General features: G+C 28.8%; 32 protein-coding genes and 1 pseudogene. 12 read left to right on the plus strand and 21 right to left on the minus strand.

Features of this window, described 5'->3' with window-relative positions; all coding sequences use genetic code 11:
* Nucleotides 1-90 precede the first annotated feature (90 nt).
* Entirely contained in the window at nucleotides 91-1,083 is a 993-nt protein-coding gene (locus K5Q11_RS06035) for an SPFH domain-containing protein (RefSeq protein ID WP_220751929.1), read from the minus strand.
* 45 nt (nucleotides 1,084-1,128) lie between these two features.
* Complete coding sequence (locus K5Q11_RS06040; protein WP_220751931.1) at nucleotides 1,129-1,485, minus strand: hypothetical protein; 357 nt, start codon at nucleotides 1,483-1,485, stop codon at nucleotides 1,129-1,131.
* 442 nt (nucleotides 1,486-1,927) lie between these two features.
* On the opposite strand from K5Q11_RS06040, the gene K5Q11_RS06045 reads away from it, so the two are divergent.
* Nucleotides 1,928-3,040: a hypothetical protein gene (locus tag K5Q11_RS06045; RefSeq protein ID WP_220751933.1), complete on the plus strand. Its 1,113-nt coding sequence runs from the start codon at nucleotides 1,928-1,930 to the stop codon at nucleotides 3,038-3,040.
* Nucleotides 3,041-3,095: 55 nt separating this feature from the next.
* Here K5Q11_RS06045 and K5Q11_RS06050 read toward each other — a convergent pair whose 3' ends face one another.
* From K5Q11_RS06050 to K5Q11_RS06060, 3 genes are all read right to left on the minus strand, one after another.
* Nucleotides 3,096-3,995: a C39 family peptidase gene (locus K5Q11_RS06050; protein WP_220751934.1), complete on the minus strand. Its 900-nt coding sequence runs from the start codon at nucleotides 3,993-3,995 to the stop codon at nucleotides 3,096-3,098.
* 106 nt (nucleotides 3,996-4,101) lie between these two features.
* A complete protein-coding gene (locus K5Q11_RS06055; RefSeq protein ID WP_220751936.1) occupies nucleotides 4,102-5,724 on the minus strand; it encodes an ABC-F family ATP-binding cassette domain-containing protein in 1,623 nt (540 codons plus the stop codon).
* 144 nt (nucleotides 5,725-5,868) lie between these two features.
* Nucleotides 5,869-6,522: an SDR family oxidoreductase gene (locus K5Q11_RS06060; protein ID WP_220751938.1), complete on the minus strand. Its 654-nt coding sequence runs from the start codon at nucleotides 6,520-6,522 to the stop codon at nucleotides 5,869-5,871.
* Between the two features lie 185 nt (nucleotides 6,523-6,707).
* Between K5Q11_RS06060 and K5Q11_RS06065 the strand changes: the two are divergent.
* Nucleotides 6,708-7,376 (plus strand): annotated as a pseudogene (locus K5Q11_RS06065) (GH25 family lysozyme); the annotation flags it as partial.
* A gap of 44 nt (nucleotides 7,377-7,420) precedes the next feature.
* Here the strand turns inward: K5Q11_RS06065 and K5Q11_RS06070 are convergent.
* Nucleotides 7,421-7,972, minus strand: coding sequence for a TetR/AcrR family transcriptional regulator (locus K5Q11_RS06070; RefSeq protein ID WP_220751942.1), 552 nt, complete (start codon nucleotides 7,970-7,972; stop codon nucleotides 7,421-7,423).
* Between the two features lie 158 nt (nucleotides 7,973-8,130).
* Here K5Q11_RS06070 and K5Q11_RS06075 point away from each other — a divergent pair, with 158 nt between their 5' ends.
* The 4 genes from K5Q11_RS06075 (at nucleotide 8,131) to K5Q11_RS07510 (ending at nucleotide 9,997) form a co-directional block, all read left to right on the plus strand.
* Nucleotides 8,131-9,132 carry an NADP-dependent oxidoreductase gene (locus tag K5Q11_RS06075; protein WP_220751944.1) on the plus strand — a complete coding sequence of 334 codons (1,002 nt, stop codon included), beginning with the start codon at nucleotides 8,131-8,133 and terminating at the stop codon, nucleotides 9,130-9,132.
* 26 nt (nucleotides 9,133-9,158) lie between these two features.
* On the plus strand, nucleotides 9,159-9,425 hold the full coding sequence (locus K5Q11_RS07500; protein ID WP_251067921.1) for an alpha/beta fold hydrolase: 267 nt from the start codon (nucleotides 9,159-9,161) through the stop codon (nucleotides 9,423-9,425).
* Nucleotides 9,407-9,661 (plus strand): alpha/beta fold hydrolase, encoded by a 255-nt coding sequence (locus K5Q11_RS07505; RefSeq protein ID WP_251067922.1) that lies wholly within the window; start codon nucleotides 9,407-9,409, stop codon nucleotides 9,659-9,661. The genes K5Q11_RS07500 and K5Q11_RS07505 overlap by 19 nt, the downstream gene beginning before the upstream one ends.
* Nucleotides 9,662-9,835: 174 nt before the next feature.
* On the plus strand, nucleotides 9,836-9,997 hold the full coding sequence (locus K5Q11_RS07510; RefSeq protein ID WP_251067923.1) for an alpha/beta fold hydrolase: 162 nt from the start codon (nucleotides 9,836-9,838) through the stop codon (nucleotides 9,995-9,997).
* A gap of 42 nt (nucleotides 9,998-10,039) precedes the next feature.
* Here K5Q11_RS07510 and K5Q11_RS06085 read toward each other — a convergent pair whose 3' ends face one another.
* From K5Q11_RS06085 to K5Q11_RS07555, 6 genes are all read right to left on the minus strand, one after another.
* Nucleotides 10,040-10,381, minus strand: a complete 342-nt coding sequence (locus K5Q11_RS06085; protein WP_220751946.1) for an iron-sulfur cluster biosynthesis family protein — start codon at nucleotides 10,379-10,381, stop codon at nucleotides 10,040-10,042.
* 66 nt (nucleotides 10,382-10,447) lie between these two features.
* Nucleotides 10,448-10,750 carry a hypothetical protein gene (locus K5Q11_RS06090; RefSeq protein ID WP_220751948.1) on the minus strand — a complete coding sequence of 101 codons (303 nt, stop codon included), beginning with the start codon at nucleotides 10,748-10,750 and terminating at the stop codon, nucleotides 10,448-10,450.
* A gap of 4 nt (nucleotides 10,751-10,754) precedes the next feature.
* The gene (locus tag K5Q11_RS06095; RefSeq protein WP_220751950.1) at nucleotides 10,755-11,858 is read right to left on the minus strand and encodes a PH domain-containing protein; all 1,104 of its coding nucleotides are present in this window, start codon (nucleotides 11,856-11,858) and stop codon (nucleotides 10,755-10,757) included.
* Nucleotides 11,848-12,312, minus strand: coding sequence for a PH domain-containing protein (locus K5Q11_RS06100; protein WP_220751952.1), 465 nt, complete (start codon nucleotides 12,310-12,312; stop codon nucleotides 11,848-11,850). The genes K5Q11_RS06095 and K5Q11_RS06100 overlap by 11 nt, the downstream gene beginning before the upstream one ends.
* A 12-nt stretch (nucleotides 12,313-12,324) precedes the next feature.
* On the minus strand, nucleotides 12,325-13,140 hold the full coding sequence (locus K5Q11_RS06105; RefSeq protein ID WP_373311502.1) for a DNA/RNA non-specific endonuclease: 816 nt from the start codon (nucleotides 13,138-13,140) through the stop codon (nucleotides 12,325-12,327).
* 105 nt (nucleotides 13,141-13,245) lie between these two features.
* Complete coding sequence (locus K5Q11_RS07555) at nucleotides 13,246-13,875, minus strand: C40 family peptidase (RefSeq protein ID WP_308442918.1); 630 nt, start codon at nucleotides 13,873-13,875, stop codon at nucleotides 13,246-13,248.
* Between the two features lie 173 nt (nucleotides 13,876-14,048).
* On the opposite strand from K5Q11_RS07555, the gene K5Q11_RS06115 reads away from it, so the two are divergent.
* Nucleotides 14,049-15,218, plus strand: coding sequence for a DUF3290 family protein (locus tag K5Q11_RS06115; protein ID WP_248702357.1), 1,170 nt, complete (start codon nucleotides 14,049-14,051; stop codon nucleotides 15,216-15,218).
* Nucleotides 15,219-15,270: 52 nt separating this feature from the next.
* Here the strand turns inward: K5Q11_RS06115 and K5Q11_RS06120 are convergent, their stop codons facing one another.
* Nucleotides 15,271-15,873: a nitroreductase family protein gene (locus tag K5Q11_RS06120; RefSeq protein ID WP_220751954.1), complete on the minus strand. Its 603-nt coding sequence runs from the start codon at nucleotides 15,871-15,873 to the stop codon at nucleotides 15,271-15,273.
* 143 nt (nucleotides 15,874-16,016) lie between these two features.
* On the opposite strand from K5Q11_RS06120, the gene K5Q11_RS06125 reads away from it, so the two are divergent.
* Entirely contained in the window at nucleotides 16,017-16,340 is a 324-nt protein-coding gene (locus tag K5Q11_RS06125) for a DMT family transporter (RefSeq protein ID WP_220728444.1), read from the plus strand.
* Between the two features lie 22 nt (nucleotides 16,341-16,362).
* Here K5Q11_RS06125 and K5Q11_RS06130 read toward each other — a convergent pair whose 3' ends face one another.
* A complete protein-coding gene (locus K5Q11_RS06130; protein WP_220751956.1) occupies nucleotides 16,363-17,484 on the minus strand; it encodes a glycerate kinase family protein in 1,122 nt (373 codons plus the stop codon).
* A gap of 160 nt (nucleotides 17,485-17,644) precedes the next feature.
* Here K5Q11_RS06130 and K5Q11_RS06135 point away from each other — a divergent pair, with 160 nt between their 5' ends.
* Nucleotides 17,645-17,893, plus strand: a complete 249-nt coding sequence (locus tag K5Q11_RS06135; protein ID WP_220751958.1) for a hypothetical protein — start codon at nucleotides 17,645-17,647, stop codon at nucleotides 17,891-17,893.
* Between the two features lie 32 nt (nucleotides 17,894-17,925).
* Here the strand turns inward: K5Q11_RS06135 and K5Q11_RS06140 are convergent, their stop codons facing one another.
* From K5Q11_RS06140 to K5Q11_RS06155, 4 genes are read right to left on the minus strand one after another with little or no spacing between them, the layout of a single operon-like run.
* Nucleotides 17,926-18,627, minus strand: coding sequence for a class I SAM-dependent methyltransferase (locus K5Q11_RS06140; protein WP_220751960.1), 702 nt, complete (start codon nucleotides 18,625-18,627; stop codon nucleotides 17,926-17,928).
* A 17-nt stretch (nucleotides 18,628-18,644) separates the two neighbouring features.
* A complete protein-coding gene (locus K5Q11_RS06145; protein WP_220751962.1) occupies nucleotides 18,645-19,259 on the minus strand; it encodes a LemA family protein in 615 nt (204 codons plus the stop codon).
* 14 nt (nucleotides 19,260-19,273) lie between these two features.
* Nucleotides 19,274-19,927: a hypothetical protein gene (locus tag K5Q11_RS06150; protein WP_220751964.1), complete on the minus strand. Its 654-nt coding sequence runs from the start codon at nucleotides 19,925-19,927 to the stop codon at nucleotides 19,274-19,276.
* A 41-nt stretch (nucleotides 19,928-19,968) separates the two neighbouring features.
* Complete coding sequence (locus tag K5Q11_RS06155; RefSeq protein WP_251067925.1) at nucleotides 19,969-20,799, minus strand: TPM domain-containing protein; 831 nt, start codon at nucleotides 20,797-20,799, stop codon at nucleotides 19,969-19,971.
* 161 nt (nucleotides 20,800-20,960) lie between these two features.
* Between K5Q11_RS06155 and K5Q11_RS06160 the strand changes: the two genes are divergently transcribed.
* Together K5Q11_RS06160 and K5Q11_RS06165 are read left to right on the plus strand one after the other, a co-directional pair.
* Nucleotides 20,961-21,770 (plus strand): hypothetical protein, encoded by an 810-nt coding sequence (locus K5Q11_RS06160; protein ID WP_220751969.1) that lies wholly within the window; start codon nucleotides 20,961-20,963, stop codon nucleotides 21,768-21,770.
* Nucleotides 21,771-21,844: 74 nt separating this feature from the next.
* Nucleotides 21,845-22,369, plus strand: coding sequence for a biotin transporter BioY (locus K5Q11_RS06165; protein ID WP_220751971.1), 525 nt, complete (start codon nucleotides 21,845-21,847; stop codon nucleotides 22,367-22,369).
* Nucleotides 22,370-22,411: 42 nt separating this feature from the next.
* On the opposite strand, the gene budA is transcribed toward K5Q11_RS06165, so the two are convergent.
* From budA to K5Q11_RS06180, 3 genes are read right to left on the minus strand one after another with little or no spacing between them, the layout of a single operon-like run.
* The gene (gene budA / locus K5Q11_RS06170; RefSeq protein WP_220751973.1) at nucleotides 22,412-23,122 is read right to left on the minus strand and encodes an acetolactate decarboxylase; all 711 of its coding nucleotides are present in this window, start codon (nucleotides 23,120-23,122) and stop codon (nucleotides 22,412-22,414) included.
* An 11-nt stretch (nucleotides 23,123-23,133) separates the two neighbouring features.
* Nucleotides 23,134-24,525 carry a cryptochrome/photolyase family protein gene (locus tag K5Q11_RS06175; RefSeq protein ID WP_220751975.1) on the minus strand — a complete coding sequence of 464 codons (1,392 nt, stop codon included), beginning with the start codon at nucleotides 24,523-24,525 and terminating at the stop codon, nucleotides 23,134-23,136.
* Nucleotides 24,526-24,578: 53 nt separating this feature from the next.
* Nucleotides 24,579-25,046: a hypothetical protein gene (locus tag K5Q11_RS06180; protein ID WP_220728245.1), complete on the minus strand. Its 468-nt coding sequence runs from the start codon at nucleotides 25,044-25,046 to the stop codon at nucleotides 24,579-24,581.
* Nucleotides 25,047-25,203: 157 nt separating this feature from the next.
* On the opposite strand from K5Q11_RS06180, the gene K5Q11_RS06185 reads away from it, so the two are divergent.
* The gene (locus K5Q11_RS06185) at nucleotides 25,204-25,692 is read left to right on the plus strand and encodes a GNAT family N-acetyltransferase (protein WP_220751977.1); all 489 of its coding nucleotides are present in this window, start codon (nucleotides 25,204-25,206) and stop codon (nucleotides 25,690-25,692) included.
* Nucleotides 25,693-25,784: the final 92 nt, after the last annotated feature.

Genomic DNA, 25,784 nt, shown 5'->3' on the forward strand with positions numbered 1-25,784 from the left:
TTGAATATCGAAATCATTCCATGAAATTAAATATTTAATTTAGTAATAATTGTCTAACTTTTTTAAGGCACTTCAAAAGTGGACGCCTTTTTAGTTATCATTGTCAGTTTTAGCATTCGCATTATTGTTAGTAATGCTATCTTTTAAATGCTCAAAGAAACTATTGTCAGTTTTAGCAATTTTTATGGCTTCAGCAGTCTTAGTTGCGGTGTTCACTTCTTTTTGTGGAACTACAACCGTATTAGCTGAACTGTTAGCAATGTCACGATATGCTTGAATTTGTTTCAATTCAATATAATTATCGTTAGTAAAACCATTATTACCAAATGCATTAATAACGGTATTGTTAGCTTCAGCGGTAGCCTTAGCTTCTTGAATTTTTTGATAAGCTTTAGCATCTGCATTTTGTCTAATGGTATAAGCATCAGCATCGGCTGTTTTACGTAAAGCATAAGCTCTTCCATCAGCTTGATTTTGTGCAGCTTGTTTTTCACCTTGTGATTTCATGATAGCTGCTTCTCGTTGTCTTTCGGCTGCAGCTTGTTGGTTCATAGCTTTTTCTATTTCTGGATCTGGTTTTAAGCCTGAAATAGCAATGTTATCTACCTGAGTTCCATATCTAGCAGTTGTATCATTTAAATCATTAGCTAAGCGTTCATTTATTTTGCCTGAACCTTCTAATACATCATTTAATTTCATACCACCAATAATACTACGTAAACTTGATTGTACATCCTGTATCATAGATTGTTCAGCATTACTATTTTTCAATTCATATTCCACTGCATCAGTAACATGATATTTTAATTGTTCAGTAGCTAAAACTGTTGCATTATCACGAGTAATTAATGATTGTTCTTTTATGTTCAAAGGTTTTTGTCTAGTATCAACTTTAATAACTGAATAAATAATTGGAATTACAAAATGCCAACCTGGGGTTAATGTTTCGACATATTTACCAAGACGCATTTTTAATCCCACTTCACCTTGACTTTCATTTATTATGATAACGGTATGTAAAATAACCCAAAAAAGTATAACTACCATTATTAATGCTAAAATAATTCCTACAATTGTGCCCATATAATCAGTCTTTTCTATAATTTATTTTTTTAATACTTCAACAATTTATTTTTTTAATACTTCAACTGGAACCAAAATCACAGTATTATTACTTACTCCGGTAATACGATACTGATTATTTGAAGATTTCAATACTATTTTGTAGTTATAATAAGTTCCGTTTAGCTTTATTACACTGTTCTTTGAATCTAAATTAACATTTTTTTGAATTAAATCAGAGTCTACATTGTTCAACTGATCATTTCCACTAGGTGATAACAAAGCCTCTATAATAGCTTTTTGTACATCAATATCTAAACTTTTAACGTAGTCTCTTTCATCACTATTTAGAGAAAATAACGATTCAAATGGAGCTTTTCGATGACTAGTACTCAACAACTTATCTAAAACATCATCAATCAACTTAACCACCGCCTTTCCTATCAAGTTGGCCAGAATTATAGACCTTTAAGTTGTAAGATTCAATACTATAAATAAAAAAGTTTCGGAAAAATTATCCGAAACTTTTTTATTTAAACACGCCATTTATAAAACCAAATATTACTTCTATTGCAAAAGGAATCAATATTCCTATTGACAAAATATAAATACTAATTTTTTTAATTAAACTTAGTTCTTCAAAATCTTTTCTCAGAGTAAAAAGTAAAATTAAAATTCCAACTGTACTTACAAAATTACCAACATAATGAACTAAAGATAGCATTTTAATCACTTCCAATAAAAAATAATAAATTACCGTGCGTAAATAATTATAGCATTAAGTTTAATAAGTGTTATTGATTTACTTTAAAAACAAGATTTTATACAATTTTATTGTAATGAAAAAATTGGAGAGATTTTATTGATGAAAAAACATATTAAAATACTAGGCTTAGCTTTATTTAGTACCTTAGTATTAAGCAGTAATGTTAGTGCTAATGCAAAAACAGTTACTAAAAATAGTACAAAAATAACCTATGAGCCAATCAATGGAAGAGTATACAGTAATAAAAAATTAACGAAGCAATCGTTTTCTTTAAATAAATATAAGCAAACTAAATTTTATTCTAACAAGTATATTTTAATTAAAAATAAAAAAACTACCCAAAAATTTATATATATTCATTCAAAAAATTATAAATTAAAGGGTTATACAAGTGAAAAAAATTTAAGAGTTTACAAGGCTAAAAAAAATAGTAGTAAAATAATCAATAATTTAGATATTAAATCTAAATCGCAGTTAATGAGTTACATAAATCAATGTCCTGACTTATTGCCAGAAGGACAAATATTGAACTTAAGTAAATCATCTTATACTCAGTACAAAGATTTACTAGCAAAGGAATTTAACATTAACAAATACAGTAGTTCACCTGCCTTTGAAAATGGACATGCTTATTTGTACACAGATGATGAACATCTGAAAACACCACTAAAAGACGCTATCGATAACTGGAATAAAGCCTTTGGTAGTAACATTTTTGAATTAGGTAACGTAAAAGATGAAACTTTAAAAGTAGAACTAGTTACTAGAAATAGTAATGATTGGGATGGAATGTTCTCTAATAATTCCATTTTAGTTAACAAAAATAACTTTTATAATGAAAAATATAATAAACAAATCAATCAAATTAATGGTGCCAAAGTAGATATTAATGATTTACTGGATGGTAAAAATACAAAACGTAAAGAACAAGAAGCCTTTAATAATGCTTCAAACAGTCCATTAGATAATAAATATTGGACTGGAGTTATCATGCATGAAATGGCTCATGCAATGGGATTAGGCCACACACCTTATGCCAATGACATTGTTTTCGCTGAATCTAGTGAAGAACAAGAACAATCTAAGCTACCTTTAAAATACACATGGCGTACTTTAAGAGCTAATAATGAAAAAATTGCTACTATGACTAACAAACTTTCTCAAAGAGATTTAAATCGAGCTCGATTAGCTAAATTTATGGGTGTTTGGTAGTAGTAAAAAATAAAGCAGACGTTGTTATTTAACTAACAATGCCTGCTTTATTTTTTTATCTAACTACAATAGCTTTTTTGCCGTAGTCATTATAGATGCGCATAAAATTATCTTCTGAAGTCCAAAAAACATATCCTTTACTATTTTCTCTAGAAGATGGATCAGCCATTAAGAAGTAACCATCTTTATACCCTACTACTGCTAACATATGACCAGTAGCTTTACCCTGCATACGGTAAGATCCAGCTATTACTAATGGATTACCACGTTTGATTTCAGAAATTAGGTCTTCTTTTGAAGAACCAGTAATATCAAAAACATTTGAATAATACGTCCTACCATACTTAGCTAATGGTTTTGGATTAATTGTCCAGTCTTTATTGGTATTATTTACCTTATATGGATTACCAACAAAACCTTCATCATAGTTATTCTTACTTCTTGGCATATTGTCAATAAAGGTCTTTAGACTAACATCTTTACCAACTCCTTTAACTGATAATGCCATTTTTAAACTAGTAACCTCACAGGCATTTGCAGCTTCTAATGGAGTGTGTTGGCTAGTGTAAGTAAAAGGTAATACATATTCAGAAGTAGATTCTAATCCATCTGAATTAATCCATCCGTAATCTTTGCCATTGTAACTAATATGGTAATAAGTGTATTGACCAGCTGTTGCTACTTGGTCAAGTTGAACTAATTTACCACTAATAGATTTAGTGTTGCCTATTGAATAAGCTAATGAATTATATGGTTGGTTAAAAAGTTGCCAATTACCACTTTTAACTTTCATAGAGTTCATATTTCTAGATGATTTAATATCATATTTTAAATCGGCATTACCCACATTAACTACACTATTAGCAGATGCCGTTAAAGCTGCGTTATTAATAAATGGAAAAGCTGTACTAGATAACATTGCAGCAATTCCTAAAGTTAGAATTGTTTTTTTCATTGGTATTCCTCCCAAACTAGTCGTTTTTTCTATAGTTAGAAGAATAACCAATATAACTTAAGGTTAGCTTAAAATAAAAAAGATATTCGAAAATTCGAATATCTTTTTAGTAGATAGCATTTACTTGTTTTTGAACTTCTGGATGATTTAAAAACTCTTCATAACTAGTTTCCGCTCTGCTTACTATTCCTTTGCTAGATACTTCGATAATGTGATCAGCAATCGTTTCGATAAATTGACGGTCATGAGAAGTGAAAACAATTGAACCTGCAAACGGAATTAAACTATCATTCAAAGCAGTAATAGATTCCATATCCAAATGGTTAGTTGGGTCATCTAATAGTAATACATTACCCTTTTGTAGCATCATTTTTGATAACATACATCTAACTTTTTCCCCACCAGATAATACTTTAATTTGTTTTTCAATGTTGTCTCCAGAGAATAACATTCTTCCTAAGAAACCTCTTAAGAACGTATCATCACTTTCTTCTTTAGAAGCATATTGTCTAAGCCAATCAATAATTGTCATAGAATCATCTTCAAAATCAGAATTAATGTTTTTAGGCATGTATGAAACTTTAGTAGTTTGACCCCAAGTCACAGTTCCTGTATCAGGTGTCATTTTACCAGCAATAATTTGCATTAAAGTATTAGTTGCTAAATCATTACGACTAATAAAAGCAGTTTTTTCGCCTGGACGTAAAGTAAAAGTAATATTATCTAATATTTTTACCCCATCAATGGTTTTAGATACATTATCAACTCTTAATAAATCGTTACCCAATTCCCTTTCCATCTCAAATTTAATAAATGGATACTTACGAGAAGAAGGTTTAATGTCATCTAAAGTAATTTTATCCAATTGTTTTTTACGTGAAGTAGCCTGCTTAGATTTAGAAGCATTGGCACTAAACCTAGCAATAAATTCTTTTAATTCTTTAATTTGATCTTCTTTTTTAGCATTTGATTCTTGACGCATTTTAGTAGCTAGTTGACTAGATTTTAACCAAAAATCATAGTTACCAACATAAATTTGAATCTTTTGAAAGTCAACATCACACATCATTGTACATACTTGATTTAAGAAATAACGGTCATGAGATACAACAATCGCTGTATTTTCATAATTAGCTAAGAAATCTTGTAACCATTCAATCGTGTTATTGTCCAAACCATTAGTTGGTTCGTCCAGTAGTAAAATATCTGGTTTACCAAATAAAGCTTGTGCTAATAAAACCTTAACCTTTTGACTTTCATTAAGTTCACTCATTTTTTGTGTATGCATTTTTTCAGGAATGCCTAAATTTTGTAATAGTTGAGATGCATCAGCTTCTGCATTCCAACCATCCATTTCAGCAAATTCACCTTCAAGTTCGGCTGCCTTAACACCATCGGCATCTGAAAAATCAGCTTTTGCATACAAAGCATCTTTTTCTTTCATTACTTTGTATAATTTTTCGTAACCTTGAATTACTGTATCTAAAACTTCACAATCCTCAAAGCCATAATGATTTTGATTCAAACTAGAAATTCGTTCATTTTTACCAATTGATATATTTCCACTAGTTGGTTCAATTTTACCTTCTAGTAATTTTAAAAACGTGGATTTCCCAGCACCATTAGCACCAATTACACCATAACAATTTCCAGGTGTAAATTTTAAATTAACATTTTCATATAATTTTTTACCTGAAAAATGCAATCCCATATTACTTACTGTTATCATTTAATACCCCACTTACATCTGAAATAAGCTTTAATCTAAAAAGTTCATCCCTTTTCGTTTAAATCAAGGATGAGCTTTTTGGTTTGATTCAAATTTTTAAGACTCGCATAACTTTATCATATATAAATAATATAAACAAGTTAATTAAAAGGCGTCTTGAATTGATTTATTACCATCACTAAAGGCATATTCCTTGTTAGTAGTTTTGTCATCATCTAAGACTGCCACAATAAATTTAGCCACATTTGCTCTCGAAACTGTTCGATGATATAGGTCGTTAGGATTTAGCTCAACTTTACCATCAGCATTGTTATCTGTTAAGGAAGCTGGGCGTAAAATTGTGTATTTCAAATCTGTATTATTCTTTAAGTATTCATCAGCATAATGTTTTGCTATAAAATATCCGTGCAGGTTGGAATTATCCCAAATTTTACGGTCATCACTCCCCATTGAACTAACCATTACATATCTATCAATGCCCGTACTTTGTGTAGCAATCATACTTTTTATAGCGCCATCTAAATCAATAACTAAAGTCTGATCATCACCAGTATCTCCACCTGAACCAGCTGAGAACACTACTTGATCAATTTGGTTATCTTTAAGTACCTTCGCCATATCGTTAGCTTGAGATGTTAAATCAAACAAAACCGGAGTGACGTTTGCTATGCTTTCATAATCATTAAATTGACTTTTGGTCCTTAATCCAGCAAATACTTGTACGTTACCTTTTTGAGATAATTCATTTACTAGAATTTTACCAACTTTGCCATGCGCTCCAATTACAAATACATTCATTAATAAGTTACTCCTTTCAAAACAGCTTAACTGATTGCTATTTTATCAAGATACTATATTTAAACCAAACAAATAGTTTGGTGTTACCAATGCAATATCTCTTAACAAACTTGCAATCTAAATGCAATCAATGTGTATTAATTATAAGTTAGAATAACCATAATAATTATTATCGGAGGAATAATATGAAATCAATCAGAAAAATTTTGTTTTCTATATTTGTATTATCAGTCGCTGTATTTTCAATTAATGTTTCAGCTAATGCTAGTGGGAAAAAAATAGCTGACGTCTCACAATATCAGGGAAATATAAATTGGAAGAAAGCAGCTAAAGATTTAAAATATGTAATCATCAGAGTTCAGCATGGTACAAAAGATGATAAAGATTATCGTTTAGACACTCACCGAAATATTAACGCTAATGGTGCCTATGAAAACAACGTTCCATTTGGTCAATATGGTTACGCAGAATTTACAAGTAAAAAAGATGCTGAAAATGAAGCTAAAACATTTTTTAAGCATTCAAATAAAAACGCCAAATTCTATGTTTTAGATAACGAAAAACGTATGCCTAAAGCAAAGGCCAAAGAACAAAAATATGTTGATATTTGGTTAAAAACTATGCGTAAATTAACCGATAAACCATTTATTTACTACTCATATCAAAGCTTTGTATCATCACACAAAATAGATTACTCTAAGTTTGATGGTTCATGGATTGCCAATTATAGTGCTAAACCAATTCAAAACCCTGATTTATGGCAGTATACTAGTCACGGTAGAGTTTCTGGAATTAAAGGTAACGTTGATTTAAATCGAATTTTAAACCGTAGTCAAGTTAACCAATGGTTTAGATAAAAAAAGTCCTAAGTTATTTAGATAACTTAGGACTTTTTTTATTAAGATATACCATTTTTCACCAGAATCCACATATTTTCAAATCTTTTTTCAAATTCAGGAGAATCCCAAGTTTCCTTAAAACTAGGAAAAGTAAATATAGTAAAAGCAGATAACAAAGTTTCAGCTTTGATATAATCATCGTTCCAAGACATTACTTTATTAATTTTTTTATAAAGGCTTGTCAAAATCTCCCTTAAAATATAAGGATTGTTTTCTACATATTTAGTGTTTAAAGTAAATATTTTATTGTTATTGGTGTAAGCATGCCTTTTCAAATCAACAAATGACCATAATATATCATGTAAAATATCTAATCTATCGTCAGAATCATTTGTAATAAAGATTTTATCTATAATATTTTTGTGAAACCATCGTTTTGAAACAGACTCCCACAAATCCTTTTTATTATTAAAATGTTTATATATAGCTGAATGTGTCACACCTAGCTCTTTTGATATTTGATAAATAGTAATTTCTGACGTGTCTAAATTTTCGACAAGATTTTCAGCAACGTCAATTATTTTGTTTCTATCTATATTTTTTTTATACATAAAATTATTTATACCCTTCTATATCTAGCTTATATAATTTTTTCTTTAAATAATATCACAACACTTCTTAAGTTACAAAAATTGACAAAAGTAACCACATATAATAACATTGCTTTTAAAGTTACAAAAATTAAAAAAAGTTACCAAAAGGAGTCAATATGAAAGTAGCACAATTGGATAAATATAATAAAAATTTCAAATTAAAAATAAGACAAGTACCTATTCCTAAAATTAAAAATGAAGAAGTGTTAGTAAAAGTAAAAGCCGCTGCTGTAAATCCTTTAGATAACCTAATAGGAACTGGCAGTGTTAAATTAATTCAAAATTATTCTATGCCTTTAAACATGGGAAACGAGCTTTCTGGAATTGTTGAAATGGTAGGAAATAAAGTAAGTAAATTTAAAAATGGAGATTTTGTATACACTAGACTTCCATTAAATAGAATTGGAGCTTTTGCTGAATACGTAGCCGTTCCATCTAGTGCTTTAGCAAAATTGCCAAAAAACTTAGATTTTAAAAGTGGAGCTGCATCCGCATTGACAGGACTAACTGCATATCAAGGGCTAAAAGATATTTTAAAAGTTAAAACTGGAAAAACTATTTTTATAAATGGAGGTTCAGGTTCATTCGGACAACTAGCAGTCCCCGTAGCAAATAGCATGGGATTAAAAGTAATTGTAAGTGGAAATCCAAAATTGCGTGAAAATATTATGAAATTAGGAGCTGATGAATATATATCATATAAAGATCAAAATTATTGGGAAATTCTCCAGAATATAGATTATGTAATAGACACAATAGGAAAAAAAGAATTTGAAAAAGAACTATCTATAATTAAGTCTGGAGGAAAATTATTATCTCTAAAATCAGGACCAAATAAATCATTTGCTATAAATAATAATATGGGCGTTATTAAAACACAGTTGTTTAAATTGGCAGGATTAAAATTAGATAAACAAGCTAAAGAAAAAAATGTTGAATATCATTTTATATTTGTTAAAAGTAGTGGTAGTCAGCTAGAACAAATTACAAAAATTATAGAAAAAAACAATATTCAACCAGAAATATGTTCAACAGAAATGAACATAGATGATATTAATGAAGCTCTAAAAAAAGTAAAAACTGGAAATCATAGAGGAAAAGTTGTCATAACTTTTTAAATAATATTTATTAAGAAGGTATAAATATGGATTATTATAAATATACAGAAGCACCTAATAAATTTATTAAAAATAGCAACAAAGTATATGCATACAGAGAATTAGGTAGAAAAACAGGTATACCCATAATATTTTTTACACATCTAGCGGGAAATTTAGACAACTGGGATCCTAGAATTATAGATGAAATATCTAAATATAGATGGGTTATAACATTTGATAATTTAGGAATTGGCTTATCAAATGGAAAGGTTCCGAACACTATTGAAGAGAAATGGCAAGCGATGCTTTAGAATTTATCAATGCTTTAAACGTAAATAAAATTGATATACTATCTTTTTCTATGGGTGGCATGATTGCACAAGAAATTATTAATAGAAAGCAAAAAATTGTAAGAAAATTAATATTAGCAGGAACTGGTCCTAAAGGTGGATCCGGAATTAATAATATTATTAAAATAAATTTTCAAAACATAATAAAAGCTGTTTTCACTTTAAAGGATGTAAAAACATATCTATTTTTTAAATAGTAATGAAAATGGTAAAAAAATGCAAAAAGTTTTTTAAAAAGAATAAAAGAAAGAAAACAAAATAAAGATTCCAGAGTTAAAATAAAGGCTTATGTGAACCAGCTTAAGGCAATAAAAAAATAGGGCAATTCCAATGATAATGATTTATCTAAAGTAAACATACCAACACTTATAGTGAACGGAAAAGAAGATATTATGGTGCCAATTATTAATTCTTACAAACTTAATAAAAAAATAAAAAATAGCAAACTAGTTATCTATGATGATGCCGGTCATGGAGGAATTTTTCAAAACTATAAAGAATTTACGAAATTAATCTTAGAATTTTTAAAATAATAAGAAAAAGCACTTATGCATAAAATGTATAAGTGCTTTTTCTTATCTTTCGTCTTTTAAGGCAACGTTTCCATCAAGCATTCCAGCATCACCTTTAAGTACTAATTCATTGTAAGTAACATCTAGTTTTAGACCTTGATCAAGATATGATTTACTGTATCCCTTGATATAAATAGGACCTAAATCAGATTCTAAGGTTTCATCAAAAGCAGGGTCATTATCATCAAGACTTACTGCTAGTAAATCAAAAGAAATTCCTATTGCACAAGAACCTACATCAGAATGATTGCCGACTCCATCATCAAAATTCAATAATAGTTTATATTTCCCATCTAACTTATTTTTAATTTTAGACTTTGCTGCATCTGTAATAGTAATTTTCATTTTTAATTTCCCCCTTTTGAATACATAAATTATATAATTTTTACGAATAAATCCAAAATATATTGACTAGGTTAACTTATACCAATCCATAATTTTTTGGGCATCATCGTATTTTAAGTATCGGCATTGTATTTCCTTATTGTTTTCACCCATCCTAATATTAATAACTAAATGTGCTATATTGGCGTACTTTTTCATAAAATAAGTTTGCCTAATCTCCATAGATTGAATCTTATCCCATACGATAAAATTAGTATAATAGTTGAAAAATCGAACATCTTTTATAGTTATTACACCTTTTATGTGTGGTGCACTAATTAAACCCACTTCGATATTTTTAGCTTTAATAGATGCATTTATAACCATCAATAAGCTAAAGACGGTAACTAAAGAAATTAAAAGCCAAAAAATAAGACCTAAATAAAATTATCAAGATACATAGGATAATTGGTAAAAACAAAGTATTACGCAAAAATAACCAAAAAGCATATTTATAACTTTTAAATATATTATAGGCATTTTTATTAGTATAGCTGAACAAACGTCCTACTTTAGATTTAACTAAACTACTATCAATAAAAGGGATCAAAACGCTGTTCTTAAAGTCATCATCACTTTTTTCATTAATCAAATCCACGTTAACGGTGGTAAGACCTAATAATCTTCTGATTATATTCTGACTAAAAATAACATTTTGAATTTTATTAATCGGTATTTTATCAGTTTTACGTTTGAAAAGCCCCAAGCTAATTCTGAAATTATCATTATTTAAATCAAGTGTAAAATTATGATATTTAAATTTAGTTCTTAAAAAATCAATTACATATAAAATCAATATGAAAGCTATAAATAAAAGTATTACAAAATACATTGATAATGATTGATTAACATCATTAAACAAACGTTTACTATCATTAAAGAATCTAGTTATCAAAACAAATATTAAAACAATCGTGGAAAACAGTGAAAAATTAGTAGCCGCAAAAATATTAACATATCGTGAACTAGCTTGATAAAAAGGTTCATGCAATTGATTATCATTAGTAATTTCCTTTGAATTTTCACCAGTAGCTATTAAGTGCTTAGTTTCTAAAAATTTTCCTACTTTTATGCTAACTAACTGTAAATCAATTCTTGATTTACTATCACTATGTGATGCAGTATTGACTACCAACTGTTCCAAATTCAATGGTTTTAGAAAAAACCATTGATTATGTTGAATCGATTGAATTTTATCGTACGGTATATGCAATTCTTTTTTAAAAAAGATTCCATGTTTAATTAAAATTTGTTCATCTAAAATAGAATAATGATAGGTAAAATATTTTACAAAACTAATTGTTACTAGTGACATTAAAGCTATTAAACCTAACATTGGTTTCCAAATTAGTAAGAAAATAAAGCCAAAGAAATAGTTTTTCAACGTTTTATAAAGATAAAACACAACCGAAAGTAAGTTTATCCTTCTATCGTACATTTTTTGCCTCCATCGCTAGTTTAATAACTTTTAAACGTAGTTCATCAGCTTCTTGTTGGGTTAAAGCTTCAATTGTGTGTTCGTTGCTAGCCGTAACAATTGCAACACAGGTTAGACCTTGTGTTCTAAGTAGTGGTCCCTGTGATAGGTGGACGTTTTGTACCCTAGCAATTGGAATGGAAACTTCACTACGAAAAATAAACCCTTTTTTAATTCTTACTTCGGTTTCTGAAACGTTATAACTATAAAACGCATATCGATAAGGAATTAAAGTATATTCTATTAAGACCTCTAGTAGAGCTAAACCTATAACAATCATAAAAATGTAAATAGAAATGCTATAAAAATACTTAGAAACTAAGAACATTGCCGATAACAAAATTATCCAAATTAATAACGAAAGCATTGCGCTTTGCATCCATACTTTTTTAACTTTTAAGGGCAATTTATTCATGTATAACTCCTTTTATTTATGATAATGAGTGTAGTGATGGTTGTAATTTCTGTTTAAATGATATTTTTTATTATTAAAGCTAGGAGCTCCTTCTGGTGTTGGAACTTGCATGCTTCGATCAATTCTAGAACGACCAGTTGCATAGTCAAAGCTGATTCCTGGTTGAACATTGTATATATATACATTGAAATCTAGCGTTTTATCAGTAGACAATGCTTGTAAATGAATTCCACGAGCCATCAATTCATTTCCTCTGAAAATTGGTTTAGCATAAAAAATAACTTTTTTATTCTCACGAAGTGCATTTCTAACTTTGGCTTCATAAATAGTTTGTACTTTTTGATTAGAAAAAGCCGTTTGTGTAAATAAGTTTTTTAGATTATTTTGATCACCAGTTTGATGACTGTTTTGATACTTGCCATCACTATTAATGCCACCAGAAATACTGTATGCAATCAAATGTCCTCTATTAATGATTGCTTCACGATTTATCATTTTTTGATGCCATGCTGTTGGATATACATATTGGCGAGCTCGTAATGCTGAATTAGCTAAATTACGTTTCTCTAAATATCCAATATTGGCTGAAGAAGTACGATTAAGATTATCCAAATTGGCATAATCTACATGATTATATTTCCAATCACTAGCTTTTAAATTAGAATGATTTCCATTTAATTCAACGTATGCTTTATCGCCAGACTTATAATTTAATTCAGTTAAATTAACGCTAGTAGAACTATTTTTATTAGCATTTTGCTTACTAGAGCATCCCACTAATGTAATAGTTGCTAAAAATAAAATAAATCCATTTAATATTTTTTTCAATGTTATTTTCCTCCTAATATTTAAATTCGTATAAATATTATTTTTTTATGTATCATCAAAAGAATAACACGAAAATAAAAAAAGCTCACTTCTGTAAGTGAGCTTTTAGTTAAATTTATAAGGTCTTGAATATCCAACGGTATTCCACCAAGGAGCGCTAACATTTTCTACTATAACTCCCCTGTTTTGAGCATCTATCATTTTGCCATCACCAATGTACAAACCAACATGCGTAATATTATGCTTACTAGATCCAAAGAACACTAAATCACCTGATTTACGTTCTGATTTACTAATTTTTTTGGCATGCTTATATTGTTGAGCCGCTGTTCTAGGTAATTTTTTGTTCAAAGCTTTTTTATAAACGTATTTAGTAAATCCTGAACAGTCAAAACTTTTAGATCCAGTAGCACCATAACGATATCTTTTACCTAATTCTTTTTTAGCCTGTTTATATAATTTTTGATATTTCTTATTATTCTTTTTCTTTTTTTCGGACTGAGTATTATTTTTTTTATCTGATTCACTATTTGTATTATTGTCAGAAGAATCAGTTGAACTATTACCTGCTTCAGTGTTACTTTCAGTAGTGTTACCATTATTTAACTCACTAGTTAAGTTAGTATTTAAATTGTCATTTCCTGAATTAATTTCATCGGCATTAGCAGCAGAAATTTTAATGAATAGAACACACATTAAAGCTGTTAAAAAAATAGTTAATAATTTTCTTTTCAAAGCCTTCATACCCCTAATCATTTAATATTTATTGTTAGTAATTATAAATATTAAATGCTACCGTTAGAGGTCAAAACGATTGCAGTATATTGACTATCTTATGTCAAAATTATTACATATTTAAATATTCAAATGATACAATTATAGTAAGTTAATAATTTAGGAGTGATAATATGAATTTGTATTCGTACGAATATCTTAGTAATTCTAATGCCTATATAGCTTATATATTACTATTTTTCGCAGTAATTTTAGGTATTACCATTATTTTTAATGGATTAAAGTATATGCGTGATCGTACTAATCTTAAATATCGAGACTTTTTTGTTATTTTAACTTTAATTTCGATATTGGGAATTAGCATGGTATTTGGACATGTTATGAATCAAAAGGCCACATCATCTCGCAATAATCAAACTGTTAAAATGATTCAAGATATCAGTAAGAACAAAAAAGTTTCTGTTAATAAAATATATACTAGTTCAACTAACTTAGTTAATGGTATGACTGTAAAAGTTGACAAAAATTACTATGAAGTTAATTTAAATGCTGATTTAAATAGTTACACACTAACTCCGATTAGACTAATTGATAACGACACTAACTATGTAAAGAGCCCATCAATTATATCCAGAATTAGTAATTACCAATACCTTAATATCGCTTTGAAACTGCTAATTGGTTTTATCGTTTTAGTTTTACAAATTAACCTATCTGGTAAAGGTAATTTAGCTCCATCTAATGCCATTGATCAACTACAAAATTACGTATTAGGTGGTATTATTGGTGGAATGATTTACAGCCAAGACGTTTCAATCTTACAGTTCTTTATCGTATTATTAATTTGGTCAATTATAGTATTTGGTAGTAAAATTCTAAATCGTCAAAGTGCATTTTTTAGAAAAATCTTTACTGGTAGTCCTCAAGTTCTTATTAAGAATGGGGTAATTAACGTAGACGCTGCCTTAAGAAGTGGACTTTCAGCTTCTGACTTAACATTTAAATTACGAACACAAGGTATAAGTAACTTTAAAGATGTTAAATCTGCAACCCTAGAACAAAATGGCCAATTAACTGTCACCACTTTTGGAAATGAATCTGTTAATTATCCTGTAATAACTGATGGCTCGATTAATGAAGACGTAGTAAAGCGTATGGGTAAAACTCCAGAATGGTTAGAGCAAATGTTAGCAGACGAAGGAAAAGATGTTTCTCAAATTTACTTAGGCCAATATGTACATGATAACTTAATGATTATATCATTCCCCAATCATGCTAAACGCCCATGGCATTACTATCTTAAATATAAAAATATTAAAGATTCATATAATAATAAAAAGTAATAAAAAAGACTTCTATAAAATTATTTACAGAAGTCTTTTTTATTTCTCTAAATTATTCAAAGACCTTAAATCTGTTATCATCATCAATATAATCTTTAGCTTGAGCTGGATTTTCAATAGATCCAAAAACCATTTCACCGCGTAAAGTCCAATTTTCAGGAATATTAAATGTTTTTCTAACGTCTTCATCAATTAGTGGATTGTAGTGTTGTAAATTAGCTCCAATTCCGTTATCAGCTAAACCAGTCCAAACGGCATACTGAGCGTTCCCTTGTGCTTGTTCTGACCAGTCATAAAAGTTAGCTTTATACGCTGGAAATTGTTCTTCTAGTCCCTTTACAACATCACTATCAGTAAAATACAAAATTGTAGCATAACCAGCCTTGAAAGAATCAATTTTAGCTTTAGTCTTATTAAAAGCTTCGTCACTTTTTAAATGTGATTTTAGATTATCTAACACAATATCCCAAAGCTTATCATGATTTTCATTAAATAAAATAGCTGCTCTTGTAGATTGGCTATTAAAAGCCGAAGGTGATTCTTTAATAGTATTTTCAATAAATGAAACCAATTCACCATTGCTTTGATTAATATTTTTACCTAAAGCATAAACACTTCTACGTTTCTTTTGAATATCTAAAAAATCATTTTTCATATTCGAATACCCCCTGTTTAATTAACTGAATTATACCAACTTACTTTTTATTAGTGAAACATTTAGACTTGTTTTACTAAACATTTCTACTTGCTAAATGTTATTATCAATATAGTTAACTTTTTTATAAGTAGGAGGTTTAAATGTATTACTATGTTTTTTTACTGCTAGCCATTTTAGGTGAGCTAGTTGGAACCAACCTGTTAAAAATATCCATGGGGTTTAGTAAACTCTTGCCCACGATTGGTTCGTTATTATCATTTGCGGTTTGCTTTTACTGCTTATCGATAGCTATGATCAAGGTTCCGCTAAACATTGCCTACGCTACATGGAGTGGTATTGGATTACTACTTTCTACAGTAGTTGCGGTTATCCTATATAAAGAAGCGATAAACATATCTACTATTGTTGGTTTAACATTAATAATAGTTGGGGTTGTAATTTTAAATCTATATAGCACGAAATAAATACCGTCTATTTTGGCGGTATTTATTTTATTAAACGCATAATATTTTCGCTTAAATCTATAGTCAAATTATGGGCTGCCTTTATGGAATCTTCTAAAGACATCGCACCATTAGTTATTGAAAAAGCAGCATCCATATTTAAAATTTTGATATTTTCAGATACTATTCCGCCTAAACCAATTACTTTACAATTAGGATTTAATGTCTTAGCTAAATCAGTAATTTTACCAGTAACTTTACCAAATCTACTTTGAGCATCAATACTTCCTTCACCAGTAAATACATAGTCACAATCCTTGAAATGTTCTTTTAGATTATATTTCTGCATAATAAAGTCGGCTCCAGAAACAAACGTACTATTTGTAAAAGCTATCAAAGCAGCTCCCATGCCTCCAGCAGCTCCAGCACCCGACATTGAATCCACATCAATATCTAAATCATTATGAATAGTTTGGGCCATAATTTTTAAATTATTATCTAAAATTTTAATTGAATCATGATTAGCCCCCTTTTGAGGGCCAAATATTTCTGAAGCTCCCTTGGGTCCAGTTAACGGATTTTGCACATCTGACAAAATTGTAAATTTTACGTTAGCTAATTTTTTATTCAAAGAATGTAAGCTAATATGTTTTAAGTTAGATAAATTACCATTTCCTAAACCAATTTCATTTCCCTTAACATCTATAAAAGAAACTCCTAAAGCTTTGGCCATTCCTTGACCACCATCATTAGTTGCTGACCCACCTAAGCCAATGTATATGTGTTTAACGCCTTTATTAATCGCATCTAATATTAACTGACCTGTCCCATAACTAGTAGCTTTAATTGGATTTAACTGCTTTTTACTAATTAAATCAATCCCACTAGCTTCTGACATAGCAATAACTGCTATCTGATTATTTTTAATCAAACCATATTTGGCTATAATTTCATTTCCTAACGGGTCTAATACATTACAAGTAACGTAGTAACCTTCATACAGATTAATTAAAGTTTCTAAAGTACCATCACCACCATCTGCCATTGGCGCTTTTACTATTTTTGCTGTAGGTAAAGCTTTTTTTATACCAATGCTCATACAATCACAAACTTCCTTGGATGACAGACTTCCCTTAAAAGAATCGGGTGCTAAAACGATTTTCATGATTATCCCCCTAATGCTTAATATAATAAAGATACAACAACCATACTCTATACTTTAATTACAAATATTACAAAGTTAAAAAAATTGTGAATTTTTTTCATAAAATGATTGACTTTTAAAATAACAGGTGGCAGAATTAGGGCAGAAAATGAAATAGGAGATGAGTAACATGATTGGTATGATCAAAAATCTATTGATTGTTTTAATGTATATTGTATGGGTAGGCGTTGGTGTCGCTTTAATTGCGTCAATCAGTCAAATATTACCTGGACAGTTAGGAGCCTTAGCAATTATTGTATTGCTATTCCCATTAACCTATCTGCCAATCAGGTTATTTAATGCCGAAACATTAAGTCGAGTAAAAAAGAACTATAAAAACAATAATCAAATCAAGAAAAATATTCTATAAAATTAAAATAAAAAAAGAATTCAGAGTAATGATTACTCTGAATTCTTTTTTTCAACTGAAAATATTTTAACACCATATAAAGGTTGAAATTTATAATCATAAAAGAAAACTTTATTATCTTGATTTATGAATTCATTAGCCATTTTTTTAGATGTATATTTATTATTAAATATATATGCTATACCACCAGGTTTTAAAAGACGATTAATTTCTTTGCAGATAGATTTATAATCCGACTTCTTGTGACTATTTAATAAGCTATTTTCATTATTAGAAGCTGTTATAATATCAAAAGATTCTTCATCATAGTCCAGTTTTCGTATATCTTTATGTGATAACTCAATTCTATATCTAACTCTATTGTTTAAAGCATTGTACATAAAATCATTATCTGTTTGATATATATCTTCAACTGCAAAGATAGATACGTTAGAAAACATTGTAAGTCTAGATGCCAGTCTAATTATAACATCTCCGTTACCACTACCTAAATCTAATATTTTACTATTATCAAACAATTCTATACTATCTATAAATTCTTTAAACAGTCTGTTTCTCAAAAAACAATTTCTAAGCCAACTCAATAAAGTCAACGATAAAAATATAATAGAAAAACACAAAAAAGTTGAGTTAGCTTTAGAAAAAAAATAAGTAGCAAACAATATAATTGCAGATGCTAGGAATATTCGTTCAACAAATTTATTGTTAGACTTGTAAACATTAAATTTCTTCAAAAAATTCGCCTCTCTAACTAAAATTTTACTGATGGTGCATTTTGAGCATTTACGTCAGCACTGAAGTAGTTTATTTTACTATGACCAGTCATTCCAGCAACTAAAGAACCTGGAAATTTAACTATTTTATTATTATACTCTCTAGCGACACGGTTGTATTTATTACGTTCAACTGAAATTCTATTTTCAGTTCCCTCCATTTGCACAATTAAATCGTGCATCGTGTTGCTAGAAGTTAGATTAGGATAAGCTTCTTTTATTGAACCAACTAAAACATTCAATGATTTAGACTGCTCATCTAATGCGTTTACCTTATCATTAGTGTTATTGGAGCTATTATATTTTTTTTGTGAATTATAATACTCAGTTCTAGCTTTACTAATTTCACCATACACTTCTTTTTCCTGCTTTTGTTGACCTTTGACCGCATTTACTAAGTTTGGAATTAAATCAGCTCTTCTTTGTAAAACAGTCTGAACTTGACCCAATTGAGCTTCAACGTCCTGTTGTTTAGTTGCTAAACCATTTGATGTCTTTATAAAGCCCCCACCAATAAAAATGATAACTAAAGCTGCTATCACTAAACTTATAAATGAACGTTTTTTATAAAATGGTATTCCAGTATTTTGCATAATGCCTCCTATTTTTAATAATCTTCGTCATTATTATCATCATAATATTCTTTGTCAGAATCAATTATATATTGATCATATTCTTCTTCTAAAGCTTCATGTTCTTTCTTATCGTACTCTCTCTCCCAGTCATCATCCAAATCATCGGTATCCAAATCATCGCGGTTTAGATAATTTCGATTATCTAAACCACCATAATAATTAACATTATTAGGGACTGATAAATCTGAAATATGCTTTTGAGAATTAAAATTTGCTGAATCACTATTTAAATTCATTTGATTTTGTAAATAATCTATTCGAGCCAATTGATTATTTCTTTTACTCATGTTTATTAAATACTGATCATACTCTTCTTCTAAAACATCGTGTCTGCGTTTTGAATCTTCTTTATCTAAGTCATCCAAATCATAATCATCATTAACTAAACTGTAGCGATTAAGGTAGTTCCCATTAATTAATAAATCAGATGAATCACCTAAATATTTATAATTACAGCAAAAATTAAGCATCCTATTTAGATTAAGCCTATAACCATCTAAATCAATTGTAAAACCGTTAACAATATTTTTAGAATCATCTTTTTTTATAGAATTTCTATATTTAAAATAAAATTTAATTCCTACACAGGTGAAAAAAATTATTTGAAATATTAATTTCAACTTCATCAAAATAAACACTTCTTCTGCTTTTAAATTAGGTAATTCAATTAAATTGAAGAACCACCACCACCAAAGTCACCTCCGCCACCAGAGTCGCTAAAGCCCCCACTACTGCCAAATCCGCCAAAATCACTACTACTGTTGTGACCACTGCTTGTGCCAATCAAAAAGGGCAATAACCAACCGCTATTTCCACCAGATGGTCCAGAACCGTTATGATGATTATTATTTTTAGAAAGTTTAATTATAATAAAAATAATTATAGCAATTGTTATCAAAGCTAAAAACAAAATTACATAATCGTTTTTTTGTTTTTCTGTCTGTTCCTTTTTTATTTGTTGTAAAGACTTATTAGCATAACGTTTACTTATAATTTTAGATACTTGATTAAAAACATTTCTAATTCCTTCATCTATGTTAGACTTTTTGCTTGATTTTAGCAAAAACTTATTTTTCATCAAGATGTCATTAGATTGAGCATCAGTTAATATGTCTTCCACTCCATAGCCAGTACTAATTCTAACGTTGTTATTACCATTATTTTGAGCAAAAAGGATTAATACTCCATTATCTAAGCCTTTTTTACCAAAATGCCATCTATCATGTTGTAACAAATCATTAGCGTAGTCATCAATACTTTGGCCATTAGTTGATTTAATAGTCATAACTACAATTTGTGGTTTAGAATCGGTTTTTTGATATTGCTTTTCTTGTTGAATAATTTGCTCTTTAGTCTGATTTGATAAAACGTTAACATAATCATTTACTACGTATTCTTTAGTAGGTATGGGATTTGTATTATCAGCATGGCTAACAAAACCATTAAAACCTAAAATAAACATAATGGTCGAAACTAAAAAAATCATTAGCAAATGCACTTTTTTCAATGATATTATTATCACCTCCTAAAATATTTCAAAACATTTATACGTATATACTAAAGAATTGTTATATAAAAGCAAGTTTAAATGTCATTATTAGTAATAATATGATATTTGCGTTAGAATGAAGAAAAATAATTTTGTTAGAGGTGTATAAATTGAAATTTAAAAAAAATATGTTAAGTATTGGTTCAGCTGTATTATTATCAGCAACTATGGCTTTAAATGTAAGTGCCAGCGGTTTACCAAATAACAAATCTAAATATTGGAATCAGACTAGACTAGTTACTACCAATAAAGTAGTAAATGCTCAACAAATGCAAATAAAGAAGAATACTATAACTAACAAGAAATTAAGTTCTAGTAAAATAAAAAAGAATTCTGATTTATATGTTCGCAGAGTTGGTAACAATAACAAAGAATGGATTTTATTTAGTAACTCTTTGAAACAAAATAAAAACACAATTTGGGTTACTATGCAAAAAGATACTAAGTGGATGAAGAAATACATTCAAAAAGCTCCGAAGGGTGGAATAGTATCCAATTTCAGACGTGCAAATATCGATGATATTCCATCAGATAGATACGTAACCGCATTTTTCCCTATAGGTTCATATTTAGGAGATAAAAATAATCCTGTTTTAAAGGGCGGACAAGAAATTAGTGTGAAAAAAGATGATAATGAATCAAAAAATGATAATAATTACTACTACATTATGATTAAGGGTGAACCTCAAAAAATAAACATGGGCAATAATAAACCTACAACTTATAATACTATAAACGTTCAAGACAAAATGATTGTTTCTCAAAATACTCCTGAAGATTCACAAGCTATATTACCTATGAACTTTGAAATTAAAGATGGTACTTTATGGAGAATTATGGACAGTAACAGTAAATTAACTAAAAATGGTTATTCTTACAGTAACAAATACCAAAAATGGTTCCCTGTAACTTTTAAATAAACTAAAAAAGCTATCTTAAAGATAGCTTTTTTGTTTATAATAATAAATACTAAATATGTGCGAGGAGTATCGTTTTGAAAACAAAAGATTTAACTCAAATTGCGTTAACTATTGCTGTAATAATAGTACTAGGATTAATTCCAGCAATTCCATTAGGAATAATTCCAGTCCCTATTGTGTTACAAAACATGGGAATTATGTTAGCTGGCTTTTTATTAGGACCTAAAAAAGGAACTATTAGTGTTGCCATTTTCTTATTATTAGTTGCACTCGGAATGCCCATTTTAACAGGTGGAAATGGTGGAATGGCTGTTTTTGTAGGCCCTACCGCAGGATATCTAATAGGTTGGTTATTTACTCCATTAATAATATTTATATTAAATAATCTGGCTAAAAAAATGCCTAATAAATTACTGTATTACTTAATAATATGGCTGTTAATTTTAGTAGTTGATTTAATTGGATCAATAGGCTTATCTTTACAAAGTGGTATGCAGATAAAAATAGCTGTATTGTCTAATTTAATTTTTATTCCTGGTGATACTATTAAATTATTCATTTCTATTATTTTAACTCAAAAAATTAAAAAATTTGTATAAATACATAAAAGAGGCAATGCTTTAGAAGCATTGCCTCTTTTATTATTCAGCTTTAGAAATTGCACCGTTTATATCATCTTTAGAAAAATCATGTTGCATAAATTCTTTACTATCGGTTGGAAATACTTGTTCTAAATTATTAAATGGTTGAACTTTAACCATCCCATTGTTAACTTTAAAATCTAAAACGTGACCACCTATGGATAAGTCATCAGCTAAAAAGTGTAAATGAAATCCACCAACTGCGGGACCATTAAAAATTTGAGGAGCATAATAACCAATTAATGTTCCCACTTTATTTTTACCATGAAATTCATTTTGCTTATCAGCACACTCAACTAACTTAGGATATGGTTCGGTTTGTTTATCAACTGAACGAGTAACAATCTTATCAAAATTTCCATGCAAACGAAATGAAAAGAAGATATTATTATAGTTCAATTTCGATAGCACAGCCTCTTCCAACTTTTTTGGATTTATAAAATCTTTTAGTTCAAATAAGTCTTTATAGTCAGCAAAATGAACATCAGCAAATGGAACCATAAAATCTTCTGATAATTTATTTACATTACCACTTCCATCAATTTGATATGGTTGACCATCTAAAACTACTAGTTCACCATCTAGACCATCACCAGTTCCAATGCCAGTATCACCATGCGATAGTAAACTTCCAATGCTTTTAGTCCCCTTAAAAAGTCCTGGTACTAATAAGGCTAAAGTTCCATATTGATATAATGTACTCTTACTCATTTTGATTCCTCCTATTCGCTTTTACTATTTTTATAAGTTTCAATTGCGAGTTTTCTAGCCTCTTTATGATTAACAATTGGCTTTGGATAATTAATTTTATGTGCATCAAGATATCCATTTTTATTAGGTTCATGTATAAATTCAACTGGAACATTTGATAATTCTGGAACGTATTGTTTAATGAATTTACCTTGTGGATCAAATTTTTCTGATTGTAAAGTAGGATTAAAAATTCTAAAGTATGGAACACTATCAGTACCTGTAGAAGCAGCCCATTGCCAACCACCGATATTACTTGATGTGTCATAATCAATTAAGCGTTCATGAAAATATTTTTCACCCCAACGCCAGTCAATTAATAAATCTTTGGTCAAGAAAGAAGCCACTATCATGCGTAATCGATTATGCATCCAACCCGTTTGGTTCAATTGACGCATTGCAGCATCTACGATTGGAAATCCGGTTTCACCTTTTTTCCAAGCATCAAATTGATTTTGGTTATTTAACCACTTAACATTTTGAAATTCAGGTTTAATTGCCATCTTGTCTTGATTAGGATAAATAGCATAAATCATATTATAAAAATCACGCCAACAAAGTTCTTTCATAAAGGTAGTTCTGCCATCACTATCGGGTTGTTCTAAAATGGCTTGCCAAATCATTCGAATGGAAATTTCGCCAGTTCTTAAAAATCTAGATAAACGACTAGTTCCATTGACTGAAGGAATATCACGTTGTTTATCATAATCAGATAAGCCATTTTGAATAAAATCATGCAACATTTTTTTGGCACAGTCTGTCCCAAAAGACATATGGTTCACGATTGAATTTTCACTGACTAAATTATTCAGTTTTTCATCATTGTTATTAAAATAATTTTTATCAACAAATTGACTTTTATCAACACTATAATTTAATGGTGTTGCTTTTTTGAGTGTTATCCATTTTTTGAAATATGGAGTAAACATTTTATAGGCCTGACCATCAGGTTTTTTAACTTCACTAGCACTATGCAAAGTGTAATCTAGATATGGATGTGCATCGATTTGAAGATCTTTTTCAAAAAAGTTAACCATTTCTTGATCACGTTTGCGGCCATATCCACGCTCGTCAAAATTAAAATAAATATTATTCCAATCTGGAATCATTTGTTTAAGTTGTTTAAAACAATCTTTAATATCACCATACAAAATGTTTAAATGAATTCCCTTATCAGATAAAAACTTCTTAAAATGCAATAAGCTAGCAAAAAAAGCATCTTGATTAACTGTTGAAAAAGCATTTAATTGACTAGGATTTATATGAAAAATCGGTAAAATCTTTTCGTTATTTTTTATTGCATGATATAAAGCAACATTGTCTTCTAATCGAAAGTCTCGACGAAACCACATTACTGAAGTCATTAATTATCACTCTTTTCATTTGTCTTCCATAACAGTATAGTACAACCAAAAATTTAATTCGAATGATTTATTTTAGTTATACAATAACCTAGCGTTCCTACATAAATGAAAATAGCTATTATAAAACATAGGGTTAGAAAATCCCAGGTTTGATAAAAAACTAACAATGAACTAAACATCACTGTTAATAATAATGACAATCGACTTAGTTTTACATACATTCCTTTAAGTGTATATTTATCGGCATATTCTTTAATTTGTTTTAATAAAAAATAAAAATCATTCACTTGATATGCAATTAATAAGATTAGCGAAGATAAAAATGCTTGATAAAATTGATCTGCATTAGCATGTAAGTTTATTAACCCATTGATAAAAACAACTCCACTAGCAATCGCAAATTTATTTAAATTAATGCTAAAATCTCTTTTTAATTTTTTATAAATAAAACTGCGCTCATTTTCTAAACGACTATAACCAATAGGCTGATTTCTTAACCTATTTTTTGGACCTTCATTCACTGTATGAAGATGCCTCCCTTAAATATATTTATATTTAAATAATAACTTATCTTTTATAATTTTTTATTAAAATAATAATAAAATTATTATAAAAGATTATGATTTGACTTTTTATTTTGTGATTAATTAACTATAATCATCTAAAAAGGAGTCTAATATGTCTTTTAAATTAAGAATTTTAGAAAAGAAAGATTTAACGCAAGTTTATCAATTAATGAACGATGAGTTTAATATGTCGTATTGGTTTAGAGAACCCTACTTATCTTTTATAGAACTGGAACAATACTATGAAAAACAAATTGTAAATGACCATCAAAGGCACTTTGCAATTGAATATGATGGACATTTTGCAGGAATCGTAGAATTAGTAGACATTGATAATATTCATAGACATGCTGAAATTCAAATTATTGTGGATAAGGATTTTAGAGGACTTAAGCTAGCTCAAAAAGCATTTAACAAATGCATTGAATATGGCTTTGGCACTATCAACTTACAAAAAATATATCTGTATGTAGATATTGAAAATAAACCTGCAATTAAAGTTTATAAAAAGATGGGATTCAATACTGAAGGAACGTTGAAAAAACACTATTTCGTAAATGGAAAATATCATGATGTGTATTTCATGAGTTTATTTAAATAAAAAAGGTTAGCCATGAATGAAGTGCCTTAAAAAAGTTAGACAATTATTACTAAATTAAATATTTAATTTCATGGAATGATTTCGATATTCAA

Origin of the sequence: Apilactobacillus xinyiensis, from assembly GCF_019656235.1 — a bacterium.
GTDB classification, from domain to species: domain Bacteria; phylum Bacillota; class Bacilli; order Lactobacillales; family Lactobacillaceae; genus Apilactobacillus; species Apilactobacillus xinyiensis.

Bases quoted from the DNA above. Each gene is read 5' to 3' on its own strand.
- K5Q11_RS06035 (WP_220751929.1), bottom strand. From the start codon at position 1,083: ATGGGCACAATTGTAGGAATTATTTTAGCATTAATAATGGTAGTTATA.
- K5Q11_RS06045 (WP_220751933.1), top strand. From the start codon at position 1,928: ATGAAAAAACATATTAAAATACTAGGCTTAGCTTTATTTAGTACCTTA.
- K5Q11_RS06050 (WP_220751934.1), bottom strand. From the start codon at position 3,995: ATGAAAAAAACAATTCTAACTTTAGGAATTGCTGCAATGTTATCTAGT.
- K5Q11_RS06055 (WP_220751936.1), bottom strand. From the start codon at position 5,724: ATGATAACAGTAAGTAATATGGGATTGCATTTTTCAGGTAAAAAATTA.
- K5Q11_RS06060 (WP_220751938.1), bottom strand. From the start codon at position 6,522: ATGAATGTATTTGTAATTGGAGCGCATGGCAAAGTTGGTAAAATTCTA.
- K5Q11_RS06070 (WP_220751942.1), bottom strand. From the start codon at position 7,972: ATGTATAAAAAAAATATAGATAGAAACAAAATAATTGACGTTGCTGAA.
- K5Q11_RS06075 (WP_220751944.1), top strand. From the start codon at position 8,131: ATGAAAGTAGCACAATTGGATAAATATAATAAAAATTTCAAATTAAAA.
- K5Q11_RS07500 (WP_251067921.1), top strand. From the start codon at position 9,159: ATGGATTATTATAAATATACAGAAGCACCTAATAAATTTATTAAAAAT.
- K5Q11_RS07505 (WP_251067922.1), top strand. From the start codon at position 9,407: ATGGCAAGCGATGCTTTAGAATTTATCAATGCTTTAAACGTAAATAAA.
- K5Q11_RS06085 (WP_220751946.1), bottom strand. From the start codon at position 10,381: ATGAAAATTACTATTACAGATGCAGCAAAGTCTAAAATTAAAAATAAG.
- K5Q11_RS06095 (WP_220751950.1), bottom strand. From the start codon at position 11,858: ATGTACGATAGAAGGATAAACTTACTTTCGGTTGTGTTTTATCTTTAT.
- K5Q11_RS06100 (WP_220751952.1), bottom strand. From the start codon at position 12,312: ATGAATAAATTGCCCTTAAAAGTTAAAAAAGTATGGATGCAAAGCGCA.
- K5Q11_RS06115 (WP_248702357.1), top strand. From the start codon at position 14,049: ATGAATTTGTATTCGTACGAATATCTTAGTAATTCTAATGCCTATATA.
- K5Q11_RS06120 (WP_220751954.1), bottom strand. From the start codon at position 15,873: ATGAAAAATGATTTTTTAGATATTCAAAAGAAACGTAGAAGTGTTTAT.
- K5Q11_RS06125 (WP_220728444.1), top strand. From the start codon at position 16,017: ATGTATTACTATGTTTTTTTACTGCTAGCCATTTTAGGTGAGCTAGTT.
- K5Q11_RS06130 (WP_220751956.1), bottom strand. From the start codon at position 17,484: ATGAAAATCGTTTTAGCACCCGATTCTTTTAAGGGAAGTCTGTCATCC.
- K5Q11_RS06135 (WP_220751958.1), top strand. From the start codon at position 17,645: ATGAGTAACATGATTGGTATGATCAAAAATCTATTGATTGTTTTAATG.
- K5Q11_RS06145 (WP_220751962.1), bottom strand. From the start codon at position 19,259: ATGCAAAATACTGGAATACCATTTTATAAAAAACGTTCATTTATAAGT.
- K5Q11_RS06150 (WP_220751964.1), bottom strand. From the start codon at position 19,927: ATGAAGTTGAAATTAATATTTCAAATAATTTTTTTCACCTGTGTAGGA.
- budA (WP_220751973.1), bottom strand. From the start codon at position 23,122: ATGAGTAAGAGTACATTATATCAATATGGAACTTTAGCCTTATTAGTA.
- K5Q11_RS06175 (WP_220751975.1), bottom strand. From the start codon at position 24,525: ATGACTTCAGTAATGTGGTTTCGTCGAGACTTTCGATTAGAAGACAAT.
- K5Q11_RS06185 (WP_220751977.1), top strand. From the start codon at position 25,204: ATGTCTTTTAAATTAAGAATTTTAGAAAAGAAAGATTTAACGCAAGTT.